The sequence below is a fragment of the Thermus thermophilus genome, assembly GCF_019974155.1.
Taxonomy (GTDB): Bacteria; Deinococcota; Deinococci; order Deinococcales; family Thermaceae; genus Thermus; species Thermus thermophilus_C.
In genome coordinates, this window is record NZ_AP025158.1 from 1,359,845 (window position 1) to 1,386,235 (window position 26,391).

Consider the following 26,391-nt stretch of genomic DNA (forward strand, 5'->3'; position numbering starts at 1 on the left):
CACGCCGCGCCCCTTCTGGGAATGCTATAGTGGAGGTAGCCGGGGCGGGCGCTCCCCCTCGGGCTGGAATCTTCCCCCAAAAGCAAGCGTCCAGGATCGCCCTTTACCCGAATGGGGGAAGGGAAAGGAGGACCATGAAGGACAGCTTCCAAACCCTAAAGACCCTGACCACGAAAAGCGGCACCTACGGCTACTACGACCTCCAGGAGCTGGAAAGGAAGGGCGTGGCGGAGGTCTCCCGCCTCCCCTTCTCCATCCGGGTGATGCTGGAAAGCCTCCTGCGCAACGAGGACGGCTACCAGGTCACCCGAGAAGACATTGAGGCCCTGGCCCGCTGGCGGCCCGACCCCGGGGAGATCAACGTGCCCCTGAAGCTCGCCCGGGTCATCCTCCAGGACTTCACCGGGGTGCCGGCGGTGGTGGACCTCGCCGCCATGCGGGACGCCGTCAAGGCCAAGGGCGGCGACCCCAAGCGCATCAACCCCGTGGTGCCCGCCGACCTGGTCATTGACCACTCGGTCCAGGTGGACGCCTTCGGCACCGCCTACGCCTTCTTCTACAACGTGGAGAAGGAGTACGAGAGGAACCGGGAGCGCTACCTCCTCCTCAAGTGGGCCCAGAACGCCCTGGAGAACTTCCGGGTGGTGCCCCCGGGCACGGGCATCGTCCACCAGGTGAACATTGAGTACCTCACCAAGGTGGTGATGACCGGAAAGCGGGATGGGCTCACCCTGGCCTTCCCCGACAGCCTCGTGGGCACCGACAGCCACACCACCATGGTGAACGGCCTGGGCGTCCTGGGCTGGGGCGTGGGGGGCATTGAGGCCGAGGCGGTGATGCTGGGCCAGCCCTACTACATGCTCGCCCCCCGGGTGGTGGGCTTCAAGCTCTACGGGGAGCTCCCCGAAGGGGCCACGGCCACGGACCTCGTCCTCACCGTCACCGAGATCCTGCGCAAGCACGGGGTGGTGGGCAAGTTCGTGGAGTTCTACGGCCCCGGGGTGGCCAAGCTCTCCACCCCCGACCGGGCCACCATCGCCAACATGGCCCCCGAGTACGGGGCCACCATGGGCTTCTTCCCCGTGGACGAGGAGACCCTGAACTACCTCCGCCAGACGGGCCGCCCCGAGGAGCTGGTGGAGCTGGTGGAGGCCTACACCAAGGCGGTGGGCCTCTTCCGCACCCCGGAGGCGGAGGAGAAGGTCCGGTACTCCGAGTACCTGGAGCTGGACCTCTCCACGGTGGAGCCCTCCCTGGCGGGCCCCAAGCGCCCCCAGGACCGGGTGCCCCTCAAGGAGGTCAAGAAGAGCTTCCTCGCCCACCTCACCAAGCCCGTGAAGGAGCGGGGCTTTGGGCTTTCCGAGGACCAGCTCCAGAGGAAGGTCCTGGTCAAGCGCCGGGACGAGGAGTTTGAGCTCACCCACGGCTCTGTGGTCATCGCCGCCATCACGAGCTGCACCAACACCTCCAACCCCTCGGTGATGCTCGGGGCGGGGCTTCTCGCCAAGAAGGCGGTGGAGGCGGGTCTGGACCGGAAGCCCTGGGTCAAGACCTCCCTCGCCCCCGGCTCCAAGGTGGTGACGGACTACCTGGAGATGAGCGGGCTCATGCCCTTCCTCGAGGCCCTGGGCTTCCACCTGGTGGGCTACGGCTGCACCACCTGCATCGGGAACTCCGGGCCCCTCCCTGAGGACATCGCCAAGGCCGTGGAGGAGGGGAACCTGGTGGTGGCCGCCGTCCTCTCCGGGAACCGCAACTTTGAGGGCCGCATCAACCCCCACGTGAAGGCCAACTACCTGGCGAGCCCCATGCTGGTGGTGGCCTACGCCCTGGCGGGCCGGATGGACGTGGACTTCACCACGGAGCCCTTGGGCTACGATCCCAACGGCAAGCCCATCTACCTCAAGGACATCTGGCCCTCCATGGAGGAGATCCAGGAGGCCATCCGGAAGACCCTGGACCCCGAGCTCTTCAAGAAGGAGTACAGCAAGGTCTTTGAAGGGGACGAGCGCTGGCAGGCCCTCCCCGCCCCCACCGGGGAGCTCTACCAGTGGGACCCGGAGAGCACCTACATCCAGAACCCGCCCTTCTTTGAGGACCTGGGCGAGCGGAAGGTGGGGGACATCCGGGGGGCGAGGGTCCTCCTCGTCCTCGGCGACTCCGTGACCACGGACCACATCTCCCCCGCGGGGGCCATCCCCGTGAAGAGCCCCGCCGGCCAGTACCTTCTGAGCAAGGGGGTGAAGCCGGAGGACTTCAACTCCTACGGCTCCCGGCGCGGCAACCACGAGGTGATGATGCGGGGCACCTTCGCCAACATCCGCATCAAGAACCTCATGCTGGACGGGATTGAGGGCGGCTACGCCAAGAAGCTCCCTGAGGGGGACGTGGACTTCGTCTACAACGTCGCCATGCGCTACAAGGCGGAGGGCACGCCCCTCCTCGTCATCGCCGGGAAGGAGTACGGCACCGGCTCTAGCCGCGACTGGGCCGCCAAGGGCACCTACCTCCTCGGCATCAAGGCGGTGCTCGCGGAGAGTTACGAGAGGATCCACCGCTCCAACCTCGTGGGCATGGGGGTCTTGCCCCTGGAGTTCCTGCCGGGAGAGAACCGGGAGACCCTGGGGCTCACGGGGTACGAGGTCTACGACATCCTGGGCCTCGAGGACCTGAAGCCCAGGAAGCTCGTGGACGTCGTGGCGAGGCGGGAGGACGGGAGCGAGGTCCGCTTCCAGGCCATCGCCCGCCTGGACACCCCCGTGGAGGTGGACTACTACAAGAACGGGGGCATCCTCCAGACCGTGCTCCTCAACATGCTGAAGGAGGCCAAGGCCACGGAGTAAGCCCACGCGAGGGAAAACGCCCCGGGCTTTAGGCCCGGGGCGTTTTGGTGCCGGGGACGGGACTCGAACCCGTACGGGGGCTACCCCCCAGCGGATTTTAAGTCCGCAGCGTCTACCGTTCCGCCACCCCGGCGGGCCCTTTTCATCCTAAGGAGCCACGTGGGGGTTGCGCAACACGGGAGGCCCGAACCGAGGCCCTTTCCCAGGGCGAAGGCCGCGGTGGAGGGCTCATCCGGTGTCCTTCGCCCGACGAGCTCCCTAGGAACCTTTTGCAGGGGCCCCCATGCTGGCTTGGGCCAGCATGGGGTGGCCTCAGCGGGGAAGCCCCCCCCTGCCCAGGCGCAAGACGAGGTCCGCCCCCAAGGCCGCCTCCCCGGAAACGCGGTAGGGAACGCCCAGGGCCTCGCCCAAGGCCTGGGCGAGGCGGCCCGGGCCGTTTTCCAGCACCTCCGTGCGCTCGGGGACCAGGGCGAGCTCCCGCAGGCTCACCGAGAGGCCCAAGGCCTTAAGCCGCTCCGCCGCCTCCTGGGCCAGGGCCTCCTGGCCAGGCCCGAAGAGGACCACGGCCCGCTTCCCCGCCAAGGCCTCTCCCCAGGCCTCCCGGCCCTCAAAGTAGACCGCCCGAAGCCGGGCCCAGGCCGCCTCGTCCACCGCCCAGCCCCCGGCGAACCGCCCGGGAAGGAGGAGGCTCACGAAGGCGGGCCTGCGGAGGAGGAAGCCGAGCAAGGCCCCCTTCTCCCCCCGGGTGAGGTCGGTGGCCACGTAGGGCTCCACCGCCGCCACCGCCCGGGGGAGGCGGAGGAGGCCCGGCAGGGAGAAAAGCTGGTCCTTCAGGGCGTGGAAGAAGGCCTGCTGGCGCTGGATGCGGCCGATGTCCCCCAGGGCGTCCTTGCGGAAGCGGAGGTAGCCCTCCGCCTGCGCGCCGCTAAGCACCTGGCAACCGGGCTCCAGGTCTATAACAAGCCCCGCCGCCTGGTCCCGGTAGCGCATGGGCTTCTCCACGCAGACCCGAACCCCCCCCAAGGCGTCCACGCCCCGGCGGAGGGCCTCGAGGCTCACCACCACGTAGCGGTCGGGGCGCACCCCCGTGATCCGGGCCACGGCCTCCTTCATGAGCTCCGGCCCCCCCAAGGGGCTTGCGGCGTTCACCTTGTGCCAGCCGTGGCCGGGAAGCAGGACCCAGACGTCCCGGGGCACGGAGAGGAGCACCACCCGGTTCGCCCCAGGGTCCAGACGCACGAGGAGGATGGTGTCGGCGAGGCCCCGGAAGCGCTCCGGGGCCCTCTTGTGGTAGCCCACGTACTCGGGGCTCGAGCCGTAGACCAAAAGGGTGAAGGGCTCCTTCAGGGCGAAGGGGTTAGGGACCGCCCCATGCCGGAAGAGAGGGCCCAGAAGGGGAAAGGCCCAAACCCCCACGAGGAGGGCAGGGGCCAGGAAAAGGAGCGCCCGCCGCCACACGAAGCCCTAGTGTAGCCCCCTTTGGGTGAGGCGGATTAGGGGAAGCAGTAGGTGGTGTCCGTCATCACCCGGTCGGCCCGGAGAAGGCCGAAGCCGTATTCCGGGTCCAAACCGGCAGGACCCAGGTCCTCGGCGGTGTTGATGAGGCACTGGTAGACCTGGTCCGGGCTAGGCCACGCCTTCCGCTCGCTGGCGTACTTGCTCATGTAGAGGGCCACCACTCCGGCCACGATGGGGCTAGCCAAAGAGGTGCCGCTCACAAAGCGATAGTTGCCTGAAGGGCCTGCCGCCAAAACCTCCACCCCTGGAGCCATTAGGTCAAGCTCGGGGCCATAGGCCGAAAAATTCGCCCGTCTTTTAAGGAGATCTACCGCACCCACAGCGAGAGTGTTGGGGCTGCTGGCAGGGAACATAACCGGTCCCCCATTCCCGGTCTCGTAGTTTCCCGCCGCAGCTACAATAACCCTCCCCTCGTTCCGAGCCCGGGCCAGCTCCTCATCCAGAACCTCGTCATAGTCGTTACCCCCCAGCGAAATGTTGATGACCTGGGCCCCCAGTTGGCGGGCTAACCGAACCCCCTTGAAAAGGGTTTCATACGTGGCTCCACCACCCCGGTAGAAAACCTTGATTGGAACGACGTATCCACCCCAGGTAGTCCCTGCTATTCCCTTAGAGTTGTTGGTATCCGCCCCCAAGACCGAGGCCACCTCTAAACCATGCCCCCAATTGTTGGGAGCCGAGTCGTCCGTGGGATTGGCATCTCCGTCAGCCACGTCCAGGTTAACCCCGGCGGGGAGGTACTTGCTGGCATGAAAGTCCTCGTGGGCAAGAACTCCCGTGTCTAGAACGGCCACAAGGGGCGGGCATCCCCTGCCTGTGCTGAAGTCCCAAGCGCTTTCTAAACGCACCAACCGATTCAAGTAGGCGCTTTGATCGGGGTAATAGAGGTCATTCGGAGCCCGCAAAGGCCGGTAAACGTAGTTGGGCTGGACATACTGAGCACCTGCTCGCAAAAGGGCTTCCGCTCGGACTTTCTCCTCCCCATGGGGAACCTTCACCTTGATTACGTCCAGGGCAAGCTGGGCCTGGGGCTCTACTCCTGAGGCCCGCAAGCTCTGAAGGGAAAGACCTGGTTTGGGCACTACAATGAGTTCCCCCGGAACGAACTCCCCTTCAAAGCTTCCCAAACCGTGCAGCTTAGAAGGAGCATCCAGGCTCTGCACCCGCAGGGGATCTACCGGGCACTCGGCGGGGTTCACGGGCGGGGGCGGATTCTGGGGGCAGGCCGTGAGGAGGAGGGCCGTGGAGAGGAGAAGGGGCCCAAAGAGCAGGCGCTTCATGGCCTCCAATATACGCCGCCCCTCCAGGCCCCGCCTTAAGCCTGGGCTAAGGTTTCCTCCACCCGGTGGGCGAGCTTCTCCAGGAAGCCGAAGAACATGGGCCCGTAGTGGGCGAGCTCGTCCCCGTCCGTGGCCGCCACGGGGAAGTCCCAGCCCCTCTCCCGGGCCAGGGCCCTCGCCTTCTCCAGGGGGTTTTTGCCCCAGGGCTTGGGCTCGTAGAGGAAGAGGTCCGGGGCCCTCCGCCTCACCTCCTCCAGGTCCGGGGTGAAGTAGGCCTGGGGCACGTCCAGGAAGAGGGGCCTCAGGCCCAGGTGCAGGAGGGCCTGGGCGATGTAGCTCCCCCGGCCCACGGTGATGGGCCCGCCCAGGTCCATTTCAAAGTAGACCCGGAGGGCGAAGCGGTCCTTCAGGGCGGCGTAGCGGAGGGCGAGCTCGTGGGCCAGGGCGGTGGCCCTTTCCTCCAGGTCCAGGAGGTGGCCCAGGGTGGAGAGGTTTTCCAGAATGCCGTAGGGGCTCGTGGGGAGGGGCACGGCGTAGACGGGAAAGCCCTCCTCCTTGAGCCTAAGGGCCTGCTCCCGCTGGACCCCGGTGGAGAGGAGAACGAGGTCGGGCTTTAGGCTCCTCAGGAGCTCCAGGCGGGTCTTGGTGTAGGAGGCCACCACAGGAAGGGAGAGGACCTGGGCCGGGCGGTGGCAGAAGGCGCTCCGGCCCACGAGCCTCTCCCCCACCCCCAGGGCGAAGAGGGCGTCGGTGAGGTTCGGGGCCAGGGAGACGATGCGAAGAAAACGGTCGGGAAGCTCCAGGGGGCCTAAGAGCTCGTGGAAGAGCCTCATCGCCTGAGGTCCAGGGAGCGGGCGTGGCCCTCGAGGCCCTCCGCCCGGGCCAAAAGCGCCCCCTTCTGGGCGAGCTCCCGGGCCGTGCCCTCGGAAAGGCCCACCACCGGGATCACCTTCAGGAAGTCCCGCACCGCCAACCCCCCCTGGAAGCGGGCCGTCCCCGAGGTGGGCATGACGTGGCTGGGCCCGGCGATGTAGTCGCCCAAGGCCTCGGGGCTCCCCTCCCCCAGGAAGACCCCCCCGGCGTTCTGCACCTTCTCCAGCCAGGGGAGGGGGTCCGAGAGGGCGAGGGAGAGGTGTTCGGGGGCGTAGAGGTTGGCGAGGGCGAAGGCCTCCTCCAGGTCCTTGGTGAGGACGAGCCCGCCCTTCTCCAGGGCTTGCCGGGCGATCTCCGCCCGGGGGAGGTCCTGGAGCTGGCGGAAAAGCTCGGCCTCCACCCGTTCCAACAGGGCCCGGTCCGGGGAGAGGAGCCAGGGCTCGGAGTCGGGGCCGTGCTCCGCCTGGGCGAGAAGGTCGGCGGCGAGGAGCCTGGGAGAGGCGGAGCCGTCGGCGATGATCATGGTCTCCGTGGGGCCGGCGAGGCCGTCAATGCCCACGGTGCCGTAGACGAGCCTCTTCGCCGCCACCACGTAGCGGTTCCCCGGCCCCACGATCTTGTCCACCCGGGGGACGCGCCCCGTGCCGTAGGCCAGGGCGGCGATGGCCTGGGCCCCGCCCATGGCAAAGAGGCGGTCGGCCCCGGCCACCCAGGCGGCGGCCAGGACCCCGGGGTGGACCTTGGGGGGGCTCGCCACGATCACCTCCCGCACCCCCGCCACCTTGGCCGGGACCACGGTCATGAGGAGGGTGGAGAGGAGGGGGGCGCTTCCCCCGGGAACGTAGACCCCCACCCGCTCCAGGGGGCGGACGAGCTGGGCCAGCACCCCGCCCCCCTCGGCCCGGAGGAAGCCGCCCCGGGCCTCCTCCCGGTAGAAGGCTTCTATGCGCTCCCGGGCCGTCTCCAGGGCATCCCTGAGGTCCTCGTCCAAGTCCTCGTAGGCCTCCCGCCAGGCCCGCTTGGGGACCTCCTCCACCGGGTAGCCGTCCAGGTCCCGGCTGAACCGGTCCAGGGCCTCGTCCCCTTCCTCCCGGACCGCCTCCAGGATGCCCCGCACGATCTCCTCCACCGTGGGGTCAAAGGAGAGGCCCCGGCGGGCGAAACGGGCCCGCACCTCCTCGGCGGCGTAGATCATGCCCCCACTATACCAGCGCGAAAGGCGGCCTCGTGCCCGTACGGGGCGGCATCAGGGGCCTTCCGCCTCCAGGAGGACCGCCTCAAAGACGTGCCGGCCCACCTGCTGGGCCACGCGCACCAGGCGCCCTCCCTCCACCTGGGCCAGGGAGAGGCCGGGGCGCAGGCGGTACTGCCGCCGCGCCTTCCCCTCCACCTCCACGTCGGGGAGGCGCTCCACGTAGACCCGGCCCCCGGGCATGGGGAAGCGGACCACCTCCCCGGGCTCGAGGACGAGGCCCGGGAGGGCAAGGAAGAGGGAGAGGGGGTCGTGGTAGGGGGCGAGGTAGGGGTAGGCCAGGCTCTCCTTCCCCTGGCTCACCAGGACCACGCCCTCCTCCTCCAGGCGCTCCACGGCGAAGACGCGGACCTCCTTCCCCTCCACCCGCTCCTGGAAGCGGAGGGAGAAGCCCTCCGCGTCCAACTCCGTCTGCCAGCGCTGGCGCCCGGGGGGCAAGGGGGGGAGGAACTCGGCCTGTAGGGTGGCCCGCACCCCCCCTTTGCGCCGCTCCACCTCGAGGCGGCCCTCCCCCACGGGCCGGCCGGCATAGTGGTAGGCGTAGCGGTAGACCTCCTTCATCTAGCGCACCTTGATGGTGAGGGGCGGGCTTGGCACCTCCAGGAGGTAGTCCACGGGCTCCCGCCCCGGCACTTGGATGCGGAGCCGATACACCCCGGGGACGGGGAAGCGCACCCGCCCCGGGGCCTCGAGGAGGAGGCTCCCGGGCTCAAGCCCCGCCCCCTCGGGGGCCTCCAGGACGTAGACCAGGGCCTTCTCCGTGGGGGGGTCGGTGCGGAACTCCATGGGGTAGTCCCGCGCCGCCCCTCCCTGGGGCCGGAGGAGGCCCATGTAGGCCCCGGCCACCCCCAGGAGCAAAAGGAGGAAGAGGACGGGGCCCACCGCCCGCCGCCCTCCCCTCGAGGGCCGGGGCTCCACCACGGGAAAGGGCGGGTCTTCGGGCTCCTCAATGCGGATGACCCGGGGGCGGCTCGGCGTGGGCTCCTCCAGGGGCGGCCCGGGGGAAGCGGGCGCGGAGGCCTCCGCCGCCCCCACCTCCACGGGAAGCCGCCTGGCCTCGGCCTCCTTCTCCTTGGCCGCCTCGGGAGCGGAAGCCTCCTCCGGTGGAGGCTCCCAGAGGGCCTCCAGCCCCACCTCCCCCCGCGCGAGGCGCGCGAGGACGTCCCGCAAGGGGAACTCCTCCCACCTGGGGCCGGCGAGGAGGCGGGCAAGCTCCAAGAGGGCGGAAGGGGCCTCCCCCGTAAGGGCCTCGAGCCCCGGCCCCACGAGCCAGACGCTCCGCCCCTTCACCAGGACGAGCTCGGCCCGGGGGGCGTAGCGGATGCCCTGGGCCTCAAGCGCGGCGAGGCGCTTGGCGATCTCCCGCACCCAGTGGGCGAGGCGGTCGGGGTCCGCCACGCCCGCGTACTGGCTCAAGGGAACGGCCCCCAGGGGCCATTCCAGGACGAGGGCGTCCTCGAGGCGGTCCAGGACCTTGAGGCTCCCCTCCGCCTCCACGGGCTCGCCCTTCGCCCCCGCGAGGACCATCACCGGCATCCCGGTCCGGGTGTCCTGGCCCTCGTAAACGGTCATGGAGGCGAGGCGGGCCAAGGCCCGCCTTAGCCAGTAGGACCCGAGAAGCTCCATCCCTCCAAGTATACGCACCCCCCATGAAGGGATTTATAATCGGGGCAAGGCCGGGTCCCAGGACCCGAAAGGAGGGGGCATGGAGTTCAAGGTGACGCTCACCACGGAAGAGATCGTTCGCGGGCTCAAGCACTACCGCCGCATCGCCAAACAGGACGTGTTGCGGGCGCCGGAAACTCCCAACCCCGAGGTCTTCCGCCGCCACGCCGAGGCCCGGCGCGAGGTCTACGCCAAGCTGGCCGAGGTGGCGGAGCGCGAGGGCCCGGAGGCCGCCGTGGCCTACGCTTTGGAACTCTACCGCTCCCTGCCCTTCGTCACCGGGACGCCCGAGGACCAGTACCCCGAGATCAAGGGCCAGGAAAACGCCCTGGAGAACTTCTTCCTGATGATCGGCCTGGACCCCAAGGTCCGCCGCGAAGCCCGCAAGGCCCGCAAGCCCTTGCAATGACCCTGGAACTCCTTCAGGCCCAGGCGCAAAACTGCACCGCCTGCCGCCTGGCGGAGGGCCGAACCCGGGTGGTCTTCGGGGAGGGAAACCCGGACGCAAAGCTCATGATCGTGGGGGAAGGCCCCGGGGAGGAGGAGGACAAGACGGGCCGCCCCTTCGTGGGCAAGGCGGGGCAGCTGCTAAACCGCATCCTGGAGGCGGCGGGGATTTCCAGGGAGGAGGTCTACATCACCAACATCGTCAAGTGCCGCCCCCCGCAAAACCGCGCCCCCCTTCCCGACGAGGCCAAGATCTGCACGGACAAGTGGCTCCTCAAGCAGATTGAGCTCATCGCCCCCCAGATCATCGTCCCCTTGGGGGCGGTGGCCGCCGAGTTCTTCCTGGGGGAGAAGGTCTCCATCACCAAGGTGCGGGGGAAGTGGTACGAGTGGCACGGGATCAAGGTCTTCCCCATGTTCCACCCCGCCTACCTCCTCAGGAACCCGAGCCGGGCCCCGGGAAGCCCCAAGCACCTCACCTGGCTGGACATCCAAGAGGTCAAGCGGGCCCTGGACGCCCTCCCTCCCAAGGAAAGGCGCCCGGTAAAGGCGGTGAGCCAGGAGCCCCTCTTCTAAGGGCTGGGTCGCGCAACGCGGGACGCCCAAGCCTCCCGCCCACGGGAGGTCCTAAGTGGCTGCACGTTGATTTCGCAACATGGGTCGCCCGAAATAAGGCTTGGGAAGGTCCTTTTGGGGCCCCCACCGCGGCTTTCGCCGCGGTGGGGTACTTAGTAAGATGGCCTTGCCTCCGAGCCCGGGTAGACCCCCTGGGCCTTCCGGGCCGGGCCCACGGGCCCCGGGGTGGCGGGGGCAACCCCGCCGCCTGCCGCGGTCGCAAAGGAGGTGCGCATGGGAAGACGCTTGGTGGCCCTTCTTCTCCTCTTCCTCCCCGGTTTCGCCCAGAAGGTGGTGCGGGTGGTGGCGGCCTCGGACCTCCAGTACGCCCTCCCCGAGGTCGCCCGGGCCTTTGAAGGGAAAAACCCCGGGGTGAGGGTGGAGCTCGTCTTCGGCTCCTCCGGCAAGCTCTACGCCCAGCTCACCCAGGGCCTCGAGGCCGACCTCTTCTTCTCCGCCGACAAGGTCTACCCCGAGCTTTTGGAGCGGAAAGGCCTCGCCGAGCCCGGCACGCGGAGGCCCTACGCCCTCGGGCGGGTGGTCCTCTGGGTGGACCGGAAGCTCGGCCTCAAGCCCGGCCCCGAGGCCCTGAAGGACCCGAGGGTGACCCAGCTCGCCCTCGCCAACCCCGTGCACGCCCCCTACGGCCGGGCCGCCGTCACCCTCCTGGAGCACCTGGGGCTTTTGCGGCGCAAGGACGTCCCCCTCCCCGGCCTGGCCAAGCCCTTCCCCCTCCTCTCCTGGGAGGAGATCCCCTGGGAAAGGCTCACGGGAGGGGTGGAGGCCTACTGGGACGCCGCGCCCTTGCGCCAAGGGAAGCCCCGCTTCGCCTTCGTCTACGGGGAGAACATCTCCCAGACGGCCCAGCTCGCCCTCGCCGCCACCCGGGTGGGCCTCCTCGCCCTCTCCCTGGCGGTCCACGAAAGCCTCTCCGGGGCGGGAGCGTACTGGCTCGCCCCCCTCGGGAGCCACCTCCCCCTGGAGCAGGACTACCTCGTCCTCAAGGGGCGCGGCCGCCCTGAGGTCCTGGCCTTTTACGCCTACGTGGGAAGCCCCGAGGCCCGGGCCGTCTTCCGGCGCTACGGCTTCCTCCTTCCCGGGGAATGATGGACCCCCTCTTCTGGGACGCCCTCTTCCTCTCCCTCCGGGTGGCCGCCCTGGCCTCGGGGATCCTCCTCCTCGCGGGCGCGCCCCTCGCCTGGCTCCTCGCCTTCCGCCGCTTCCCGGGGAAGGCCTTGCTGGAAGCGGTCTTCCTCCTCCCCCTGGTCCTCCCCCCCACGGTCCTGGGGTTCTACCTCCTCCTCTTCCTGGGGCCCGAGGGACCGTGGGCGAGGCTTTTCGGCGTGTCCTGGGCCTTCCGCTTTGAGGGCCTGGTCCTCGCCAGCGTCCTCTTCAGCCTCCCCTTTGCCCTCAACGCCTACCGGGAGGCCTTCCTGGCCCTGGACCCGAACCTCCTGGAGGTGGCCCGCACCCTGGGGGTCCCCCGTTACCGGATCCTCGCCCGGGTGGTCCTCCCCCTGGTCTGGCCCGGCCTCCTCTCCGGCACCCTCCTCGCCTTCGCCCACACCCTGGGGGAGTTCGGGGTGGTCCTGATGGTGGGGGGCTCCATCCCGGGGAAGACCCAGATGGTGAGCATCTACCTCTACGACCTGGTCCAGGCGCTGCGCTTCGCCGAGGCGGCCCAGGCGAGCCTGGTCCTCCTCGGCCTAAGCCTCTTCCTCCTCGCCCTGGTGCGGACCCTGGAAGGGAGGTGGCGCTCCTGGAGGTCCACTACCGGCTGAACCGGCCCGTTCGCCTCGAGGCCCGCTTCCGGGTGCGGGGCTTCACCGTGCTCCTAGGGCGAAGCGGGGCGGGCAAGACCAGCCTCCTCAAGGCCCTGGCGGGCCTCCTCCCCGCAGAGGGCACCCCCTTCGGCGGCCTTCCCCCGGAAAGGCGCCCCGTGGGCTACCTGCCCCAGGACCTCGCCCTCTTCCCCCACATGACCGCCTGGGAGAACGTGGCCTTCCCCCTCAAGGGCAGGGACCGCAAAGCGAGGGCCCTCGCCCTCCTCGCGCGGGTGGGCCTTTTGGAAGAGGCCCACAAGCGGCCGGGGGAGCTTTCCGGGGGGCAGCGGCAGCGGGTGGCCCTGGCCCGGGCCCTGGCGCGAAAGCCCGAACTCCTCCTCCTGGACGAGCCCACGAGCGCCCTGGACCCCCTGACCAAGCACCAGGTCCTGGCGGAGCTCGCCGCCCTCATCCGCCGGGAGGGCCTGCCCACCCTGGCGGTGAGCCACGACCCGGAGCTCGCGGGCCTGGCCGACTGGCTCGTGGTCCTCGAGGGGGGCCGGATCCTCCAGGAAGGCCCCCCGGAGGAGGTCCTCGCCGCCCCGCGCACGGCGAGCGCGGCGCGGCTTCTGGGCTTTGAGAACCTCTTCCCCGCCCGGGTGGTGGAGGGCGGGGTGGAGGCGGAAGGCGTCCGCCTCCACCTTCCCCTCCCCCCCTGGGCCCGGCCGGGAGGACGGGTCTACGTGGGGGTGCGGGCGGCCGAGGTCATCGTGGTGCGGGAGGACCGCCCCCCACCCCCGGAAAACGTCCTGGAAGGCCTACTGGAAAGCCTCTACCCCCAGGGCCTGGCCTACCGGGGGCGCTTCCAGGGCCCCCTCGCCCTCACCCTCCTCCTCCCCCGGCACGTGCAGGCCAGGCTCCACCTCGCGCCCGGGAGGCGGATCAAGGTGGTCCTGAAGCCCCGCTACCTGCACCTGATGCCGGGCGAGGCGGAGGAGGGCTTCTAGGTTCAGGCCGAACTTCCGGCCAAGCCCCCGGAGGGCGAAGCGGGCCTGCCAGGGGGCGAGGCCCAGGGCCCGGCCCAAGGCGGAAGGCCTGGGCTCCACCCCCCGACCGAGGGCCTCCAGGACCTCGGCCTCCCGCCCGGTGAGCCGCAGGCCGAGCCGTCCGCGAAGCCCCTCGGCCAGGGTCTTGGGGTCGTCCTTGCGGGTGAGGAAGGCCCGCCGCCTGGGGTCGTAGACCCGCAGGCCCCCCGGGGTGGGCCAGAAGAGGACCTCCCCCCGTTCCAGGTGGGCGAGGTCGGCCAGAGTGAGCCCCTCCCCCTCGCGCCAGGACACCGCCACGCCCGCCGCCCAAAGCGCCGGGGCGAGCCGGGCGTAAAGGGAAAGATCGTCCGTCCACACCACCACGCGCACCGCGCACCTCCTTTCGTCCAAGGCCAAAAGCCCTTCGTCCTGGCCTCAGGCGAGGAAGGGCGGGGCGCGTGGGGGGCTGGGAAGCGGGAAAGGTGGGGGAAAGCCCGCCCGGGCCTCCGGCCGGACCTTAAGGAAGGCCATGGGCCCCGGCGGGGCGGGCGGGTCCACAGGGGGGAGGCCCGGGGCGAGCTGGAGGCCGCAGAGGAGGCTGTGGTGCACCTCCTCTCCCGGGGCGCGGCAGTCCGCCTGGAGGGCGGGGTTCTGCCGCTCCATGAGGTAAAGCTGGAGGGCCACCCCGGTGGAGGCCACCAGGGTGAGGAGGACGTAAAGGGCGAGGAGCCCGAGCCTCTTCCGCCCCAGCACGGCCTCAGGATACCAGGGCTCCCTTTCCCGTAAAGTGGAAGGGTATGACCGCTCGGGCCGTGCGGGGCACCAAGGATCTTTTCGGCAAGGAGCTCAGGATGCACCAGCGCATCGTGGCCACCGCCCGCAAGGTCTTGGAGGCGGCGGGGGCCCTGGAGCTCGTCACCCCCATCTTTGAGGAAACCCAGGTCTTTGAGAAGGGCGTGGGGGCGGCCACGGACATCGTGCGCAAGGAGATGTTCACCTTCCAGGACCGGGGCGGGCGCTCCCTCACCCTGCGCCCCGAGGGCACGGCCGCCATGGTCCGGGCCTACCTGGAGCACGGGATGAAGGTCTGGCCCCAGCCCGTGAGGCTTTGGATGGCGGGGCCCATGTTCCGGGCAGAAAGGCCCCAAAAGGGACGGTACCGCCAGTTCCACCAGGTGAACTACGAGGCCCTGGGCTCGGAAAGCCCCATCCTGGACGCCGAGGCCGTGGTCCTCCTCTACGAGTGCCTCAAGGAGCTCGGCCTCAGGCGCCTCAAGGTCAAGCTCTCCTCCGTGGGGGACCCCGAGGACCGGGCGCGCTACAACGCCTACCTGCGGGAGGTCCTCTCCCCCCACCGGGAGGCCCTCTCCGAGGACTCCAAGGAGCGCTTGGAGCTCAACCCCATGCGCATCCTGGACTCCAAGAGCGAGAGGGACCAGGCCCTCCTCAAGGAGCTCGGGGTGAGGCCCATGCTGGACTTCCTGGGGGAGGAGGCCCGGGCCCACCTGCACAAGGTGGAGCGCCACCTGGAAAGGCTTTCCGTTCCCTACGAGCTGGAGCCCGCCTTGGTGCGGGGGCTGGACTACTACGTGCGCACCGCCTTTGAGGTGCACCACGAGGAGATCGGGGCCCAGTCCGCCCTGGGAGGCGGGGGGCGGTACGACGGGCTTTCCGAGCTCCTGGGGGGGCCCAGGGTTCCCGGGGTGGGGTTCGCCTTCGGGGTGGAGCGGGTGGCCCTGGCCCTCGAGGCCGAGGGCTTCGGCCTCCCCGAGGAGAAGGGCCCCGACCTCTACCTCATCCCCCTCACGGAGGAAGCGGTGGAGGAGGCCTTCTACCTGGCCGAGGCCCTGAGGCCCCGCCTTCGGGCCGAGTACGCCCTCGCCCCCAGGAAGCCGGCCAAGGGCCTGGAGGAAGCCCTGAAGCGGGGGGCGGCCTTCGCGGGCTTCCTGGGAGAGGACGAGCTCCGGGCGGGGGAGGTGACCCTGAAGAGGCTCGCCACCGGGGAGCAGGTGCGCTTAAGCCGGGAGGAGGCGCCGGGCTACCTCCTCCAGACCCTCGGGTGAGAATCCGGTAAGCTTGGGAGGATTATGCGTCGCACCCACTACGCCGGAAGCCTGAGGGAAACCCACGTGGGCGAGGAGGTGGTCCTGGAAGGCTGGGTGAACCGCCGCCGCGACCTCGGCGGTCTCATCTTCCTGGACCTCAGGGACCGGGAGGGCCTGGTCCAGCTCGTGGCCCACCCCAATAGCCCCGCCTACGCCGCCGCCGAACGGGTGCGCCCCGAGTGGGTGGTGCGGGCCAAGGGCCTCGTGCGCCTCCGCCCCGAGCCCAACCCCCGCCTCGCCACGGGGCGGGTGGAGGTGGAGCTCTCTTCCCTCGAGGTCCTCGCCGAGGCCAAAACGCCCCCCTTCCCCGTGGACGCGGGTTGGCGGGGGGAGGAGGAGAAGGAGGCAAGTGAGGAGCTCCGCCTCAAGTACCGCTACCTGGACCTAAGAAGGCGGCGCATGCAGGAGAACCTGCGCCTACGCCACCGGGTCATCAAGGCCATCTGGGACTTCCTGGACCGGGAGGGCTTCGTCCAGGTGGAGACCCCCTTTCTCACCAAAAGCACCCCGGAAGGGGCCCGGGACTTCCTGGTGCCCTACCGCCACGAGCCCGGCCTCTTCTACGCCCTGCCCCAGTCCCCCCAGCTCTTCAAGCAGATGCTGATGGTGGCGGGGCTAGACCGCTACTTCCAGATCGCCCGCTGCTTCCGCGACGAGGACCTCCGCGCCGACCGCCAACCCGACTTCACCCAGCTGGACCTGGAGATGAGCTTCGTGGAGGTGGAAGACGTCCTGGAGCTCAACGAGCGCCTCATGGCCCACGTCTTCCGCGAAGCCTTGGGGGTGGAGCTTCCCCTCCCCTTCCCCAGGCTTTCCTACGAGGAGGCCATGGAGCGCTACGGCTCCGACAAGCCCGACCTCCGCTTCGGCCTGGAGCTCAAGGAGGTGGGCCCCCTCTTCCGGGAGAGCGGGTTTCGGGTCTTCCGGGAGGCGGAAAGCGTGAAGGCCCTTGCCCTCCCCAAGGCCCTCTCCCGCAAGGAGATCGCCGAGCTGGAGGAGGTGGCCAAGCGCCACAAGGCCCAGGGCCTCGCCTGGGCCCGGGTGGAGGAGGGGGGGGTTTCCGGGGGTGTGGCCAAGTTTTTAGAACCCATGCGGGAAGCTTTGCTCCAAGCCACGGAGGCCAGGCCCGGGGACACCCTCCTCTTCGTGGCCGGGCCCCGCAAGGTGGCGGCCACGGCTTTGGGGGCGGTGCGGCTTAGGGCGGCGGACCTTTTGGGCCTCAAGCGGGAAGGCTTCCGCTTCCTCTGGGTGGTGGACTTTCCCCTTTTGGAGTGGGACGAGGAGAGGGGGGGGTGGACCTACATGCACCACCCCTTCACGAGCCCCCACCCCGAGGACCTGCCCCTCCTGGAGGAAGACCCCGGGAGGGTGCGGGCCTTGGCCTACGACCTCGTCCTCAACGGGGTGGAGGTGGGCGGGGGGTCCATCCGCATCCACGACCCCAGGCTCCAGGCCCGGGTCTTCCGGCTTCTGGGCATCGGCGAGGAGGAGCAAAGGGAGAAGTTCGGGTTCTTCCTCGAGGCCCTGGAGTACGGGGCCCCGCCCCACGGGGGGATCGCCTGGGGGCTGGACCGCCTCCTCGCCCTCATGACGGGAAGCTCTTCCATCCGCGAGGTCATCGCCTTCCCCAAGAACAAGGAGGGCAAGGACCCCCTGACCGGCGCCCCGAGCCCCGTGCCCGAGGAGCAGCTTAGGGAGCTCGGCCTTATGGTGGTCCGGCCATGAAGCGGATCCCCTACGCCCTGGTGGACGTCTTTGCCCCCACTCCCGGGGCGGGCAACCGGGTGGCCGTGGTCCTGGACGCCCGGGGGATGTCCCCGGAGGAGATGCGGGCGGTGGCCCAAAACCTGGGGGCGGCCGAGGCCGCCTTCCTCCTGGAGCGCACCGGCACAGCCCTCTCCGTCCGCTTCTTCGCCCCGGGGGGGGAGGTGGAGTTCTCCGGGCACGCCGCCGTGGCCGTGGGCCTCACCGCGGCCCGCACCGGCCTGGTGCCGGAAGGGACGACGCGCCTATACCTCCACACGCCCACGGAGGTGCTGCCCGTGGAGCTCGTGGTGGAGGCGGGGGAGCCCCGCAAGGCCTGGGTCCGGGGCCCCGCCCCCAGGTTCCGGGACCTTCCCCCCTACCGGGCCCTGAGGGAGGTCCTCGAGGCCTTAGGCTCCGACGAGCGCTACCTCCACCGGGGCCTCCCCTACGGGGTGGCCTTCACCGGGCTTTGGAGCCTCTTCGTGCCCCTCATCGCCCCGGGGGTGGTGGACGCCCTGGAGCCGGAAATGGAACGGCTCAAGGCGCTCTGCTTCCGGCTGGACGTGGCCACGGTCCACGCCTACGCCCCCATGGGCCCGAGGAGCTTCTACGCCCGGGACTTCGCCCCCCTCCTCGGCATCCCCGAGGACCCGGTCACGGGCTCCGCCAACGCCGCCCTGGGGGCCCTCCTCGCCCGGGCCGGGGTGGTGCCGAGGCGGGAGGGAAAGGTCCTCCTCACCGTCTACCAGGGGCACCACCTGGGCAACCCCGGGGTGGTGGAGGTCCAGGTGGAGTACAGCCCCACGGGCGAGCCCTACAGCGTCCAGATCGGGGGCGAGGCGGTGATCGTCCAGACGGGGGAGGTTTGAGCGCGGGAAAGCCCATGGTCCGCCTGGTCTTCGTAGACGTGGACGGCACCCTGGTGGGCCGGGAGGGGGTGCCCCCTTGCGTCTGGCCCGAGGTGGAGGCCCTGAAGGCCCTGGGGGTCCGCTTCGCCCTGGTCACGGGCCGGCCCGGCCGGGGGGAGGCCCTCCTCCTCGCCCGGAGGCTCGCCCCCACGGGCCTCCACGTTTACGAGTCGGGGGCCGTGGTCCTGGCCCTGGAAGAGGACCCCCACGAGCCCCCTGCAAGGCCCTTCCACGTGGAGGCCCTGCCGGAGGAGGCGGCCCGGGAGGCCGTCCGACTCGCCCGCAGGCTCGCCCTTCCCCTCGAGGGCTACACGGCGGACGGGGGCTTCTTCGTGGAAGGGGATAGCCCCCTCCTCGAGGCCCACCAGCGCCTCCTCGGGGTGGAGGCGGAAGGGGCCGACCTCCTCCGCCTGCCCTCCCCCCTGGTGCGCCTCCAGGTGCTGGCGGGGCCCGAAGCCCCCCTGGGGGCGCTTCTGGAAGGCCTTCCCCAAGGGCTTCAGGCCCACGTGGCGGAAAGCCCCAAGATGCCGGGGGTCCGCTTCGTCTCCCTCACCAAGAAGGGCGTGAGCAAGCTCAGCGCCGCCCGGCTTGTGGCCGAGGCCTACGGCCTCTCCCTGTCGGAGTGCGCCATGGTGGGAGACGGGGAGAACGACCTGGAGCTCCTCCGGGCCGTGGGGGTGGGCCTCGCCATGGGGAACGCCCCCCCCTCGGTGAAGCGGGCAGCCCAAAGGGTGGTCGCCCCCGTGGAGGCCTGCGGCCTGGCCGAGGCCCTCCGCCTCCTCAGGGGGGAGGAAAGGCCCTCACGGTAAGCCCCACCGCCCGGCCCTCCCAAACCCCCACGGCCTCCACCCACCCGGGGGCCGAAGGACGGCCCAAGGGGATGAACGCCCGGTAAACGCGTAGACTGGGAGGGGTATGCGGGTCTTCATTGACGAGATCGCCCGCCACGTGGACGAGGAGGTGGAGCTCAGGGGCTGGCTCTACCAGAGGCGCTCCAAGGGCAAGATCCACTTCCTCATCCTCCGGGACGGCACCGGCTTCCTCCAGGCCACGGTGGTCCAGGGGGAGGTGCCGGAAGAGGTCTTCCGGGAAGCGGACCACCTCCCCCAGGAGACCGCCCTAAGGGTGTGGGGCCGGGTGCGGGAGGACAGGAGGGCCCCGGGGGGGTTTGAGCTCGCCGTGCGGGACCTTCAGGTGGTGAGCCGGCCCCAGGGGGAGTACCCCATCGGCCCCAAGGAGCACGGCATAGACTTCCTCATGGACCACCGCCACCTCTGGCTCCGCCACCGCCGCCCCTTCGCCGTGATGCGCATCCGGGACGAGCTGGAAAGGGCCATCCACGAGTTCTTCGGAGAGCGGGGCTTCCTCCGCTTTGACGCCCCCATCCTCACCCCAAGCGCCGTGGAGGGGACCACGGAGCTCTTTGAGGTGGAGCTCTTTGACGGGGAGAAGGCCTACCTCTCCCAGTCGGGGCAGCTTTACGCCGAGGCCGGGGCCCTGGCCTTCGCCAAGGTCTACACCTTCGGCCCCACCTTCCGGGCGGAGCGCTCCAAAACGCGGCGCCACCTCCTGGAGTTCTGGATGGTGGAGCCCGAGGTGGCCTTCATGACCCACGAGGAGAACATGGCCCTCCAGGAGGAGCTCGTGCGCTTCCTCGTGGCCAGGGTGCTGGAAAGGCGCGCCAAGGAGCTTGAGATGCTCGGGCGGGACCCCAAGGCCCTGGAGCCCGCCGCGGAGGGCCACTACCCCAGGCTCACCTACAAGGAGGCCGTGGCCCTGGTAAACCAGATCGCCCAAGAGGACCCCGAGGTCCCTCCCCTCCCCTACGGGGAGGACTTCGGGGCCCCCCACGAGGCCGCCCTAAGCCGCCGGTTTGACCGCCCCGTCTTCGTGGAGCGCTACCCCGCCCGCATCAAGGCCTTCTACATGGAGCCGGACCCCTCAGACCCCGAGCTTGTCCTCAACGACGACCTCCTCGCCCCCGAGGGCTACGGGGAGATCATCGGGGGAAGCCAGAGGATCCACGACCTGGAGCTCCTAAGGCGCAAAATCCGGGAGTTCGGCCTCCCGGAGGAGGTCTACGAGTGGTACCTGGACCTCCGCCGCTTCGGGAGCGTCCCCCACTCGGGGTTCGGCCTGGGCCTGGAGCGCACCGTGGCCTGGATCTGCGGGCTTTCCCACGTGCGGGAGGCCATCCCCTTCCCGAGGATGTACACCAGGATGCGCCCCTAAGCCCACGCTTTCAGGCTTGGGAAGTCCCTTTTGGGGCCCCCACCGCGGCCTTCGCCGCGGTGGGGTACTCACACCCCTTCTCCCTGTTTCCTTCGCTTGGCTGACCCGGGGAAGTCCCCTAGGAGCCTTTTGCCGGGGCCCCCATGCTGGCGCAAGCCAGCATGGGGTGGTATCAAACCCCGGCGAGCTCCAGGAAGTAGCGGTGGAGGCGGGGGTCCTCCGTGAGCTCGGGGTGGAAGCTGCTGGCGAGGATCTTCCCCTGGCGCACCAGGACGGGGAGGTCCCCAAGCCTGGCCAGGACCTCCACCCCTTCCCCCAGCCTGCGGAAGACGGGGGCGCGGATGAAGACGCCGTGGAAGGGGCCGAGGCCCTCCACCTCCAGGTCCTCCTCAAAGCTTTCCACCTGCCGCCCGAAGGCGTTCCGCTCCACGGCGGCGTCCAAGACCCCGAGGCGGGGTTGCTCGGGGTAGCCTAGGATCTCCCGGGCGAGCCAGATGGCCCCGGCGCAGGTGCCAAAAACCGCCAGGCTCCCCTCCGCCACCCGTTGCCGCACGGCCTCCTCGAGGCCATACTCCCGGGCCAGCTTGCCGATGGTGGTGGACTCGCCCCCAGGCACGATGAGGGCTTTTAGGCCCTCTAAGTGCTCGGGCTTGCGCACCTCCTTGGCCTCCACCCCAAGCCGCCTGAGGGCCTCCTTGTGCTCGCGGAAATCGCCTTGTAGGGCCAAAACGCCAACCACGCCCCTCATCCTGGCCCTAGGCGGTGGGCCTGTCAAGCGCCGTGCGCACCAGGAAGAAGCCCAGGGCCCCGGCCACCAAGGAGGCCCCAAGGACCCCCACCTTGGCCTGGTCCAGCATCTCTCCAGAAAAGGCCAAGCCGGCGATAAAGAGGGCCATGGTGAAGCCAAAGGCCAGATCGGGCCACCCCCTACACCCGTGCCCAGAGGAGCCTGAGGCTATTCAGGGTCACCAGGAACAGGGCCCCGTTGTCGGCCAAGACGGCGGGCCAAAGCCCCGTAAGCCCCAGGAGGGTGCTCAGGAGGAAAACCCCCTTAAGGCCCACCGCCAGGGCGATGTTTTGCCGCACCACGGCCAGGGTCATGCGGCTTAAGCGGAAGGCTCGAGGCAGGGCGGCCAGTCCCAACAGGCCCACATCCGCCGCCCGCAAGGCCGCCTCCGTCCCCTCCACCACCGCCAGGCCCACGGTGGCCCGGGCCAGGGCGGGGGCGTCGTTCACCCCATCCCCCACCATGGCCACCCCGCCTTCCTGGGCCAACGCCTCCACCGCCCGAAGCTTGTCCAAGGGGGAAAGCCCTGCCCTAATCTCTTCAGGCTTTAGCCCTAGGGCCTTGCCCAGGGCCAAAGCCGCCTCCTCCCGATCCCCCGTGAGGAGGTGAAGCCTTAGGCCCAGGGCGCGCAGCGCCCGTAAGGCCGCCTGGGCCTCTTCCTTAGGCGTGTCTTGGAAGGCAAAAACGGCCAAGGCCCTCGTCCCTTCCACCAGGAGGGAAAGGCTATGGCCTTCTTGGGCCAGCTCCCGCACCACCTCCGCCACCTCCTTGGGGAGGGGCACCGCCTCGGGGCGCACGAGCCCCACCTCCCTCCCCTCCACCCAGGCGAAGGCACCCAAGCCGGGCTCCGTCCGGTGTCCTTCGGCCAAGGGTGCCCCCACCTCCGGCGCGGCCTCCCGCACCGCCCGGGCCAGGGGATGGCTCGACCCCTCGGCCACCGCCTTGGCCAGGGCCAAGGCCTCCTCCTCACCTATCCCAAGGGGCACCACCCGCACCAGCCGGGGCCGGCCGAGGGTTAGGGTACCCGTCTTGTCCAGGGCCAGGTTCCGCACCCGCCCGAGGGCCTCCAGCGCCGCTCCGCTTTTGAAGAGCACCCCTGCCCGGGCACCCCGGGCCACCCCGGCGGCGATGGCCGCGGGCACCGACACCACCAGGGCGCAGGGGCAGGCGATGAGGAGGAGGGCCAAGGCCTTGTAGAGGTGGCCCAGGAAATCCCCCTGAAAAAGGGGAAGCACCAAGGCCACAAAGCCCGCCAAGAGGAGGACGGCGGGGGTGTAGCGGCGGCTGAAGGCGTCCACCACCCGCTCCGCCTGGCTTTTTTTAAGCAAGGCCTCCTCCGCCATGCGCTCCATCTCCGCCAGGAAGCCTGCCTTGGGGTGGCGCTCCACCTGGAGCACCAGGCTGCCCTCGGCCACCAGGCTGCCCCCCAGGACCCGGTCCCCCGGGCCCTTGGCCTGGGGCAGAGGCTCCCCGGTGAAGGCGCTTTCCTCCACCAAGGCCTCCCCCTGGAGCACCCGGCCGTCGGCGGGTACCCGCTCCCCGGGGGGTACCCGCACCCGGTCCCCCACCCGAAGGGCCTCGAGGGGCACCTCCTCCACCCCCATCGCCCCCAGGCGGTAGACCCGCCGGGGCAAAAGCTCCCCCAGGGCGAAAAGCGCCCCCCGGGCCTGGGCCACAGCGTAGGCCTCCAACACCTCCCCCACCAGGAACAAGAAGACCACCACCGCCGCCTCCGCCTGGGCGCCGATGGCCAAAGCCCCCAGGGTGGCCACGCTCACCAGGGTCTGGATGCTAAAAGGGTTCTGCCGGAAAGAGCGGAGGGCCCGCCGGAAGAGCGGGAAGACCCCCACCAAGGCCGCCAGGGTGTAGGCCAAGGCCCCCAGCTGGGGCAGGAGCTGGGAGAACCCAAAGGCCCCCAGGAGAAGCCCACCGGAGGCCAAAGCCCAGCGCCAGGGCCCAGGTAACCCCCCTTTCTCCTTCCCTTCCGGACGGAGGCGGTACCCCAGAGCAGAAAGGGCCCGGGCGGCCTCCTCCTCCGCCTGGGGGACCTCCAGTTGGAGGTAGGCCTTGCCGCTTTGGAAGCTCACCTCCGCCTTGACCACCCCAGGGACCCGGTTCAGGGCATCTTCCACCTTCCGGGCGCAATCGGCGCAGTCCATGCCCTCCACCCGGAAAACGCGCACCTTAGGAGCCTCCATGCCCCTAGGGTAGCATCATTTGAGCTAATGGTCAAGTGTTTTCTTCTGCGTGCTCCAAGGCCAGCTCCAACAGGCGGGCCACATGGGCGTCGGCCAGGCGGTAGTAGACCTGCTTGCCCTCCCGGCGGAAGTCCACGAGCCGCGCCTGGCGGAGAAGCCTGAGCTGGTGGCTCACCGCCGAGACCGAAACCCCGGCGAGGAGGGCGAGGTCGCAGACGCAAAGCTCCCCCACCGCCTTGAGGGCGAGGAGCAGGCGCATCCTCGTGGGGTCGGAAAGGGCTTTGAGGAGGAGGGCGGCCTCCTTGACCACCCTCTCCTCGGGCAGGGCGGCCCGGGCCTTCTCCACCCTTTCCGGGTGGACCTCGTAGACCCCGCAGACCGCCCTACCAGCCCCGCTTGGCAAGCCTTTCCTCCTCCTTGAGCTGGTCCAGGTTGATGCCCACCATGGGCTCGCCCAGGTCCTCGCTCACCTCGGCCAGCACCTCGGGGTCGTTGTAGTGGGCCACGGCCCGCACGATGGCCCGGGCCCGCTTCCTGGGGTCCCCCGACTTGAAGATGCCGCTTCCCACAAAGACGCCGTCCATGCCCAGGTGCATCATGAGGGCGGCGTCGGCGGGGGTGGCGATGCCGCCTGCGGCGAAGTTCACCACGGGGAGGCGGCCGTGGTCGTGCACCCACTTGACGAGCTCAAAGGGCGCCCCGATCTCCTTGGCGTAGGCCATGAGCTCGTCCTCCCGGAGGGACTGGACGTAGCGGATCTCCTTCCACATGGTGCGGGCGTGGCGCACCGCCTCCACCACGTTGCCCGTCCCCGCCTCGCCCTTGGTGCGGATCATGGCCGCCCCTTCGGCGATGCGCCTCAGGGCCTCCCCCAGGTTCCTCGCCCCGCAGACGAAGGGCACCTTGAACTTCCACTTGTCAATGTGGTGCTCCTCGTCGGCGGGGGTCAGCACCTCGGACTCGTCAATGAAGTCCACCCCGATGGCCTCGAGGATCATGGCCTCCACGAAGTGGCCGATCCTCACCTTGGCCATGACGGGGATGGAGACGGCCGCCATGATCTCCTTGATGATCTTGGGGTCGGACATGCGGGCCACGCCCCCCTGGGCGCGGATGTCCGCAGGGACCCGCTCCAGGGCCATCACCGCCACCGCCCCCGCCTCCTCGGCGATCACCGCCTGCTCCGGGGTGGTCACGTCCATGATCACCCCGCCCTTGAACATCTCCGCAAAGCCCGTCTTGATCTGGAAGGTGCCCTTTTCCATCCCGCCCTCCATCCTCCAGCTTACGCCTCCCGGGGTCAAGGGCCCAAAACCCCAGGGGGCCTTGCACGTGGGCGCCCCAAAAGGACCCCCTTTAGCCCCGCGGTGCCAAACCCCCGTTTGGACCCTTAGCGCGCCTAGGGGAGATAGCTCAAGGGGTTCTTGACGAGGCCGTTCACCCGCACCTCAAAGTGGAGGTGGGGCCCCGTGGACCAACCGGTGGAGCCCACGTAGCCGATGACCTGCCCCGCCTCCACCCACTCCCCGGGCCGCACGGCAATGCGGGACATGTGGGCGTAAAGGGTCTCCAACCCCCCCCCGTGGTCCAGGACCACGTGGAAGCCGTAGCCCCATGAGCTCCAGCCCGCCACCTCCACGCGGCCCGCCTTGGCGGCCACGATGGGGGTGCCGTAGGGGGCGGCCAGGTCTATCCCCGTGTGGTAGCGCTGGAAGGCCCCCCGCTGGCCGAAGTAGGTGGTGATGCGGAAGCCAGAGAGGGGCCAGCGCATCCCCCCTTCCCGGTAGCTCACCCGGCGCACCTGGGGACGGGACGCCTGGGCCTGGCGCCTCTGGGCCTGGGCCTGGCGCAGGGCCTCCTGCCGCCTCCTTTCCTCGGCGAGGCGCCTAAGCTCCTCTTGGCGGCGACGTTCGGCCTCGAGGCGGGCCCTCCGCTCCGCCTCCTGCTTGGCGAGGAGGCGCTCGTAGGTGGTCTTGGCCTGGACCCCCGGGATGAGGACCCGGTCCCCAGGGCGGAGGGCCAGGGGGTCCTTCACCCCGTTCGCCCGGGCGAGCTCCACGGGGGAAAGGCCGAAGCGCTCCGCCAGGTCCAAGAGGGTCTGCCCCTCCCCCAAGGCCACCACGAGCCCCTTGGCCTTCCGAGGGATGTAGAGCTCGCTTCCCGCCACCAGCCGGTCCAGGCTCTCCAGGGTCGGGTTGGCGGAAACGAGGTCCAGAAGGCTCACCCCGAAACGCTTGGCGATGGCCTCCAGGGTGTCCCCGGGCCGGACGCGGTAGGCCTCCACCCCAGGGGGAAGCCTGGGGGGAGCGTCCGCCTCCTGGTCCACGATGGGGATGAGGAGGCGCTGGCCTGGGTAGAGCCTCGCGTCCTTCAGCCCGCTGGACCAGAGGATGTGCCGCGGATCCACCCCGAAGCGCCTGGCGATGGCCTCCAAGGCGTCCCCGGGCTTCACCTCGTAGACCACCCAGACCTTGCGGGGGGCCGGGGGGACCTCCACCGCCTTAGGCTCCGGCCGGGGGATGGGGGAAAGGACCTTGACCTCCATACCCTTCGCCGCGGGCAGGAACGCCATCACGCACAACACCCCTCGGATAAACCGCAAGCTTCACCTCCAGGAGGCCTCTAAAGCCGCCCGCATTTTACCAGGGGCCCCGCCCCAAAAGGCAAGGGGCGCCCGAAGGCGCCCCTTTGTGGTGGAGGTGGGGGGAGTTGAACCCCCGTCCGAAGGTCCCTACGGCGGGCCTCTACGCGCGTAGTCCGCGTTTCGCGTGTCCTCCTGGCTTGGCCCGCGGACGGGCGGCCAGGAGCGAGCCCTCTTCAAGCTTCGCCCAGGGTTAGAGGGCGTGGCCCCGGGCTAGCCGGGTTTGTGTCCCCGCTTCCGGTGAGCCCCCGGCAGGGCTACCGGGCGAGGTCGCGGTCATTAAGCCGCGAGGGCGTAGTTGGTGTTGGCAGTTATGCCGTTGCGGGTTTTTACGAGGCCACCCGCACCTCGGCGCGCAGCCGCGCCCTCGGCGACCCCCGTCGAGACCGTTTCACCCCCACGGGTTTTCAGGCCGGGCTCGGACCGGACCGGCCTTGAGTATACCGGACTAAAGGGGTTGTAGTCAAGGAGGGGGAAGGTGTAGACTAAAGCC

The 26,391-nt window shown here is 69.8% G+C and carries 24 protein-coding genes, 1 tRNA gene, 1 other RNA gene and 1 riboswitch; of the genes, 11 read left to right on the top strand and 15 right to left on the bottom strand.

All coding sequences use genetic code 11. The features are described from left to right. The first annotated feature begins 134 nt into the window (after positions 1–134). Positions 135–2,843: an aconitate hydratase AcnA gene (acnA, locus tag TthTMY_RS07320; RefSeq protein ID WP_096410797.1), complete on the top strand. Its 2,709-nt coding sequence runs from the start codon at positions 135–137 to the stop codon at positions 2,841–2,843. Between the two features lie 45 nt (positions 2,844–2,888). Here acnA and TthTMY_RS07325 read toward each other — a convergent pair. The 7 genes from TthTMY_RS07325 to TthTMY_RS07355 form a co-directional block, all read right to left on the bottom strand. Then, positions 2,889–2,976, bottom strand: a tRNA-Leu gene (locus TthTMY_RS07325). A gap of 179 nt (positions 2,977–3,155) precedes the next feature. Beyond that, positions 3,156–4,301, bottom strand: coding sequence for an LCP family protein (locus TthTMY_RS07330; protein WP_223903135.1), 1,146 nt, complete (start codon positions 4,299–4,301; stop codon positions 3,156–3,158). Positions 4,302–4,336: 35 nt separating this feature from the next. Then, entirely contained in the window at positions 4,337–5,641 is a 1,305-nt protein-coding gene (locus TthTMY_RS07335; protein WP_096410798.1) for a S8 family peptidase, read from the bottom strand. A 35-nt stretch (positions 5,642–5,676) separates the two neighbouring features. Continuing rightward, positions 5,677–6,474, bottom strand: coding sequence for an ABC transporter substrate-binding protein (locus TthTMY_RS07340; RefSeq protein ID WP_096410799.1), 798 nt, complete (start codon positions 6,472–6,474; stop codon positions 5,677–5,679). Then, a complete protein-coding gene (gene hisD / locus TthTMY_RS07345) occupies positions 6,471–7,709 on the bottom strand; it encodes a histidinol dehydrogenase (protein WP_223903136.1) in 1,239 nt (412 codons plus the stop codon). The genes TthTMY_RS07340 and hisD overlap by 4 nt, the downstream gene beginning before the upstream one ends. 51 nt (positions 7,710–7,760) lie before the next feature. Continuing rightward, positions 7,761–8,327, bottom strand: a complete 567-nt coding sequence (locus TthTMY_RS07350) for a hypothetical protein (protein ID WP_096410800.1) — start codon at positions 8,325–8,327, stop codon at positions 7,761–7,763. Continuing rightward, positions 8,328–9,392, bottom strand: a complete 1,065-nt coding sequence (locus TthTMY_RS07355) for a hypothetical protein (protein WP_096410801.1) — start codon at positions 9,390–9,392, stop codon at positions 8,328–8,330. Between the two features lie 79 nt (positions 9,393–9,471). Here TthTMY_RS07355 and TthTMY_RS07360 point away from each other — a divergent pair, with 79 nt between their 5' ends. The 5 genes from TthTMY_RS07360 to TthTMY_RS07380 all read left to right on the top strand — a co-directional run bounded on the left by TthTMY_RS07360 (position 9,472) and on the right by TthTMY_RS07380 (position 13,263). Continuing rightward, positions 9,472–9,840: a hypothetical protein gene (locus TthTMY_RS07360; RefSeq protein ID WP_008632112.1), complete on the top strand. Its 369-nt coding sequence runs from the start codon at positions 9,472–9,474 to the stop codon at positions 9,838–9,840. Beyond that, a complete protein-coding gene (locus tag TthTMY_RS07365) occupies positions 9,837–10,454 on the top strand; it encodes a uracil-DNA glycosylase (protein ID WP_223903137.1) in 618 nt (205 codons plus the stop codon). The genes TthTMY_RS07360 and TthTMY_RS07365 overlap by 4 nt, the downstream gene beginning before the upstream one ends. A gap of 158 nt (positions 10,455–10,612) precedes the next feature. Next, positions 10,613–10,737, top strand: a riboswitch (molybdenum cofactor riboswitch). Continuing rightward, positions 10,728–11,600 (top strand): molybdate ABC transporter substrate-binding protein, encoded by an 873-nt coding sequence (modA, locus tag TthTMY_RS07370; RefSeq protein WP_096410802.1) that lies wholly within the window; start codon positions 10,728–10,730, stop codon positions 11,598–11,600. It overlaps the preceding riboswitch by 10 nt. After that, positions 11,600–12,274 carry a molybdate ABC transporter permease subunit gene (gene modB, locus TthTMY_RS07375; protein ID WP_096412954.1) on the top strand — a complete coding sequence of 225 codons (675 nt, stop codon included), beginning with the start codon at positions 11,600–11,602 and terminating at the stop codon, positions 12,272–12,274. Before modA ends, modB begins: the two co-directional genes overlap by 1 nt. Further along, positions 12,244–13,263, top strand: coding sequence for an ABC transporter ATP-binding protein (locus TthTMY_RS07380; protein ID WP_096410803.1), 1,020 nt, complete (start codon positions 12,244–12,246; stop codon positions 13,261–13,263). The genes modB and TthTMY_RS07380 overlap by 31 nt, the downstream gene beginning before the upstream one ends. A 453-nt stretch (positions 13,264–13,716) precedes the next feature. Here TthTMY_RS07380 and TthTMY_RS07385 read toward each other — a convergent pair whose 3' ends face one another. Then, positions 13,717–14,034: a hypothetical protein gene (locus TthTMY_RS07385; protein ID WP_096410804.1), complete on the bottom strand. Its 318-nt coding sequence runs from the start codon at positions 14,032–14,034 to the stop codon at positions 13,717–13,719. 44 nt (positions 14,035–14,078) lie between these two features. Here TthTMY_RS07385 and hisS point away from each other — a divergent pair, with 44 nt between their 5' ends. The 5 genes from hisS (at position 14,079) to asnS (ending at position 20,272) form a co-directional block, all read left to right on the top strand. After that, positions 14,079–15,344, top strand: a complete 1,266-nt coding sequence (gene hisS, locus TthTMY_RS07390) for a histidine--tRNA ligase (protein ID WP_096410805.1) — start codon at positions 14,079–14,081, stop codon at positions 15,342–15,344. 24 nt (positions 15,345–15,368) lie between these two features. Continuing rightward, positions 15,369–17,111: an aspartate--tRNA ligase gene (gene aspS, locus TthTMY_RS07395; RefSeq protein WP_096410806.1), complete on the top strand. Its 1,743-nt coding sequence runs from the start codon at positions 15,369–15,371 to the stop codon at positions 17,109–17,111. Then, positions 17,108–18,001, top strand: a complete 894-nt coding sequence (locus TthTMY_RS07400) for a PhzF family phenazine biosynthesis protein (protein WP_223903138.1) — start codon at positions 17,108–17,110, stop codon at positions 17,999–18,001. Before aspS ends, TthTMY_RS07400 begins: the two co-directional genes overlap by 4 nt. 14 nt (positions 18,002–18,015) lie before the next feature. Then, on the top strand, positions 18,016–18,849 hold the full coding sequence (locus TthTMY_RS07405) for an HAD family hydrolase (RefSeq protein WP_096410807.1): 834 nt from the start codon (positions 18,016–18,018) through the stop codon (positions 18,847–18,849). A 106-nt stretch (positions 18,850–18,955) separates the two neighbouring features. Beyond that, a complete protein-coding gene (gene asnS, locus TthTMY_RS07410) occupies positions 18,956–20,272 on the top strand; it encodes an asparagine--tRNA ligase (protein WP_096410808.1) in 1,317 nt (438 codons plus the stop codon). A gap of 172 nt (positions 20,273–20,444) precedes the next feature. Here asnS and pdxT read toward each other — a convergent pair whose 3' ends face one another. From pdxT to ssrA, 7 genes are all read right to left on the bottom strand, one after another. Then, positions 20,445–21,020, bottom strand: a complete 576-nt coding sequence (pdxT, locus tag TthTMY_RS07415; RefSeq protein ID WP_096410809.1) for a pyridoxal 5'-phosphate synthase glutaminase subunit PdxT — start codon at positions 21,018–21,020, stop codon at positions 20,445–20,447. A 7-nt stretch (positions 21,021–21,027) separates the two neighbouring features. Next, positions 21,028–21,129, bottom strand: a complete 102-nt coding sequence (locus TthTMY_RS07420) for a hypothetical protein (protein WP_229365137.1) — start codon at positions 21,127–21,129, stop codon at positions 21,028–21,030. 70 nt (positions 21,130–21,199) lie between these two features. Beyond that, positions 21,200–23,257: a heavy metal translocating P-type ATPase gene (locus tag TthTMY_RS07425; RefSeq protein ID WP_223903140.1), complete on the bottom strand. Its 2,058-nt coding sequence runs from the start codon at positions 23,255–23,257 to the stop codon at positions 21,200–21,202. A 31-nt stretch (positions 23,258–23,288) separates the two neighbouring features. Next, entirely contained in the window at positions 23,289–23,660 is a 372-nt protein-coding gene (locus TthTMY_RS07430; RefSeq protein WP_096410810.1) for an ArsR/SmtB family transcription factor, read from the bottom strand. Further along, positions 23,641–24,522, bottom strand: coding sequence for a pyridoxal 5'-phosphate synthase lyase subunit PdxS (gene pdxS / locus TthTMY_RS07435; protein ID WP_024119184.1), 882 nt, complete (start codon positions 24,520–24,522; stop codon positions 23,641–23,643). The genes TthTMY_RS07430 and pdxS overlap by 20 nt, the downstream gene beginning before the upstream one ends. Positions 24,523–24,656: 134 nt before the next feature. Continuing rightward, positions 24,657–25,802: a M23 family metallopeptidase gene (locus TthTMY_RS07440; RefSeq protein ID WP_223903141.1), complete on the bottom strand. Its 1,146-nt coding sequence runs from the start codon at positions 25,800–25,802 to the stop codon at positions 24,657–24,659. 146 nt (positions 25,803–25,948) lie between these two features. Continuing rightward, positions 25,949–26,297: a transfer-messenger RNA gene (gene ssrA, locus TthTMY_RS07445) on the bottom strand. Positions 26,298–26,391 lie beyond the last annotated feature (94 nt).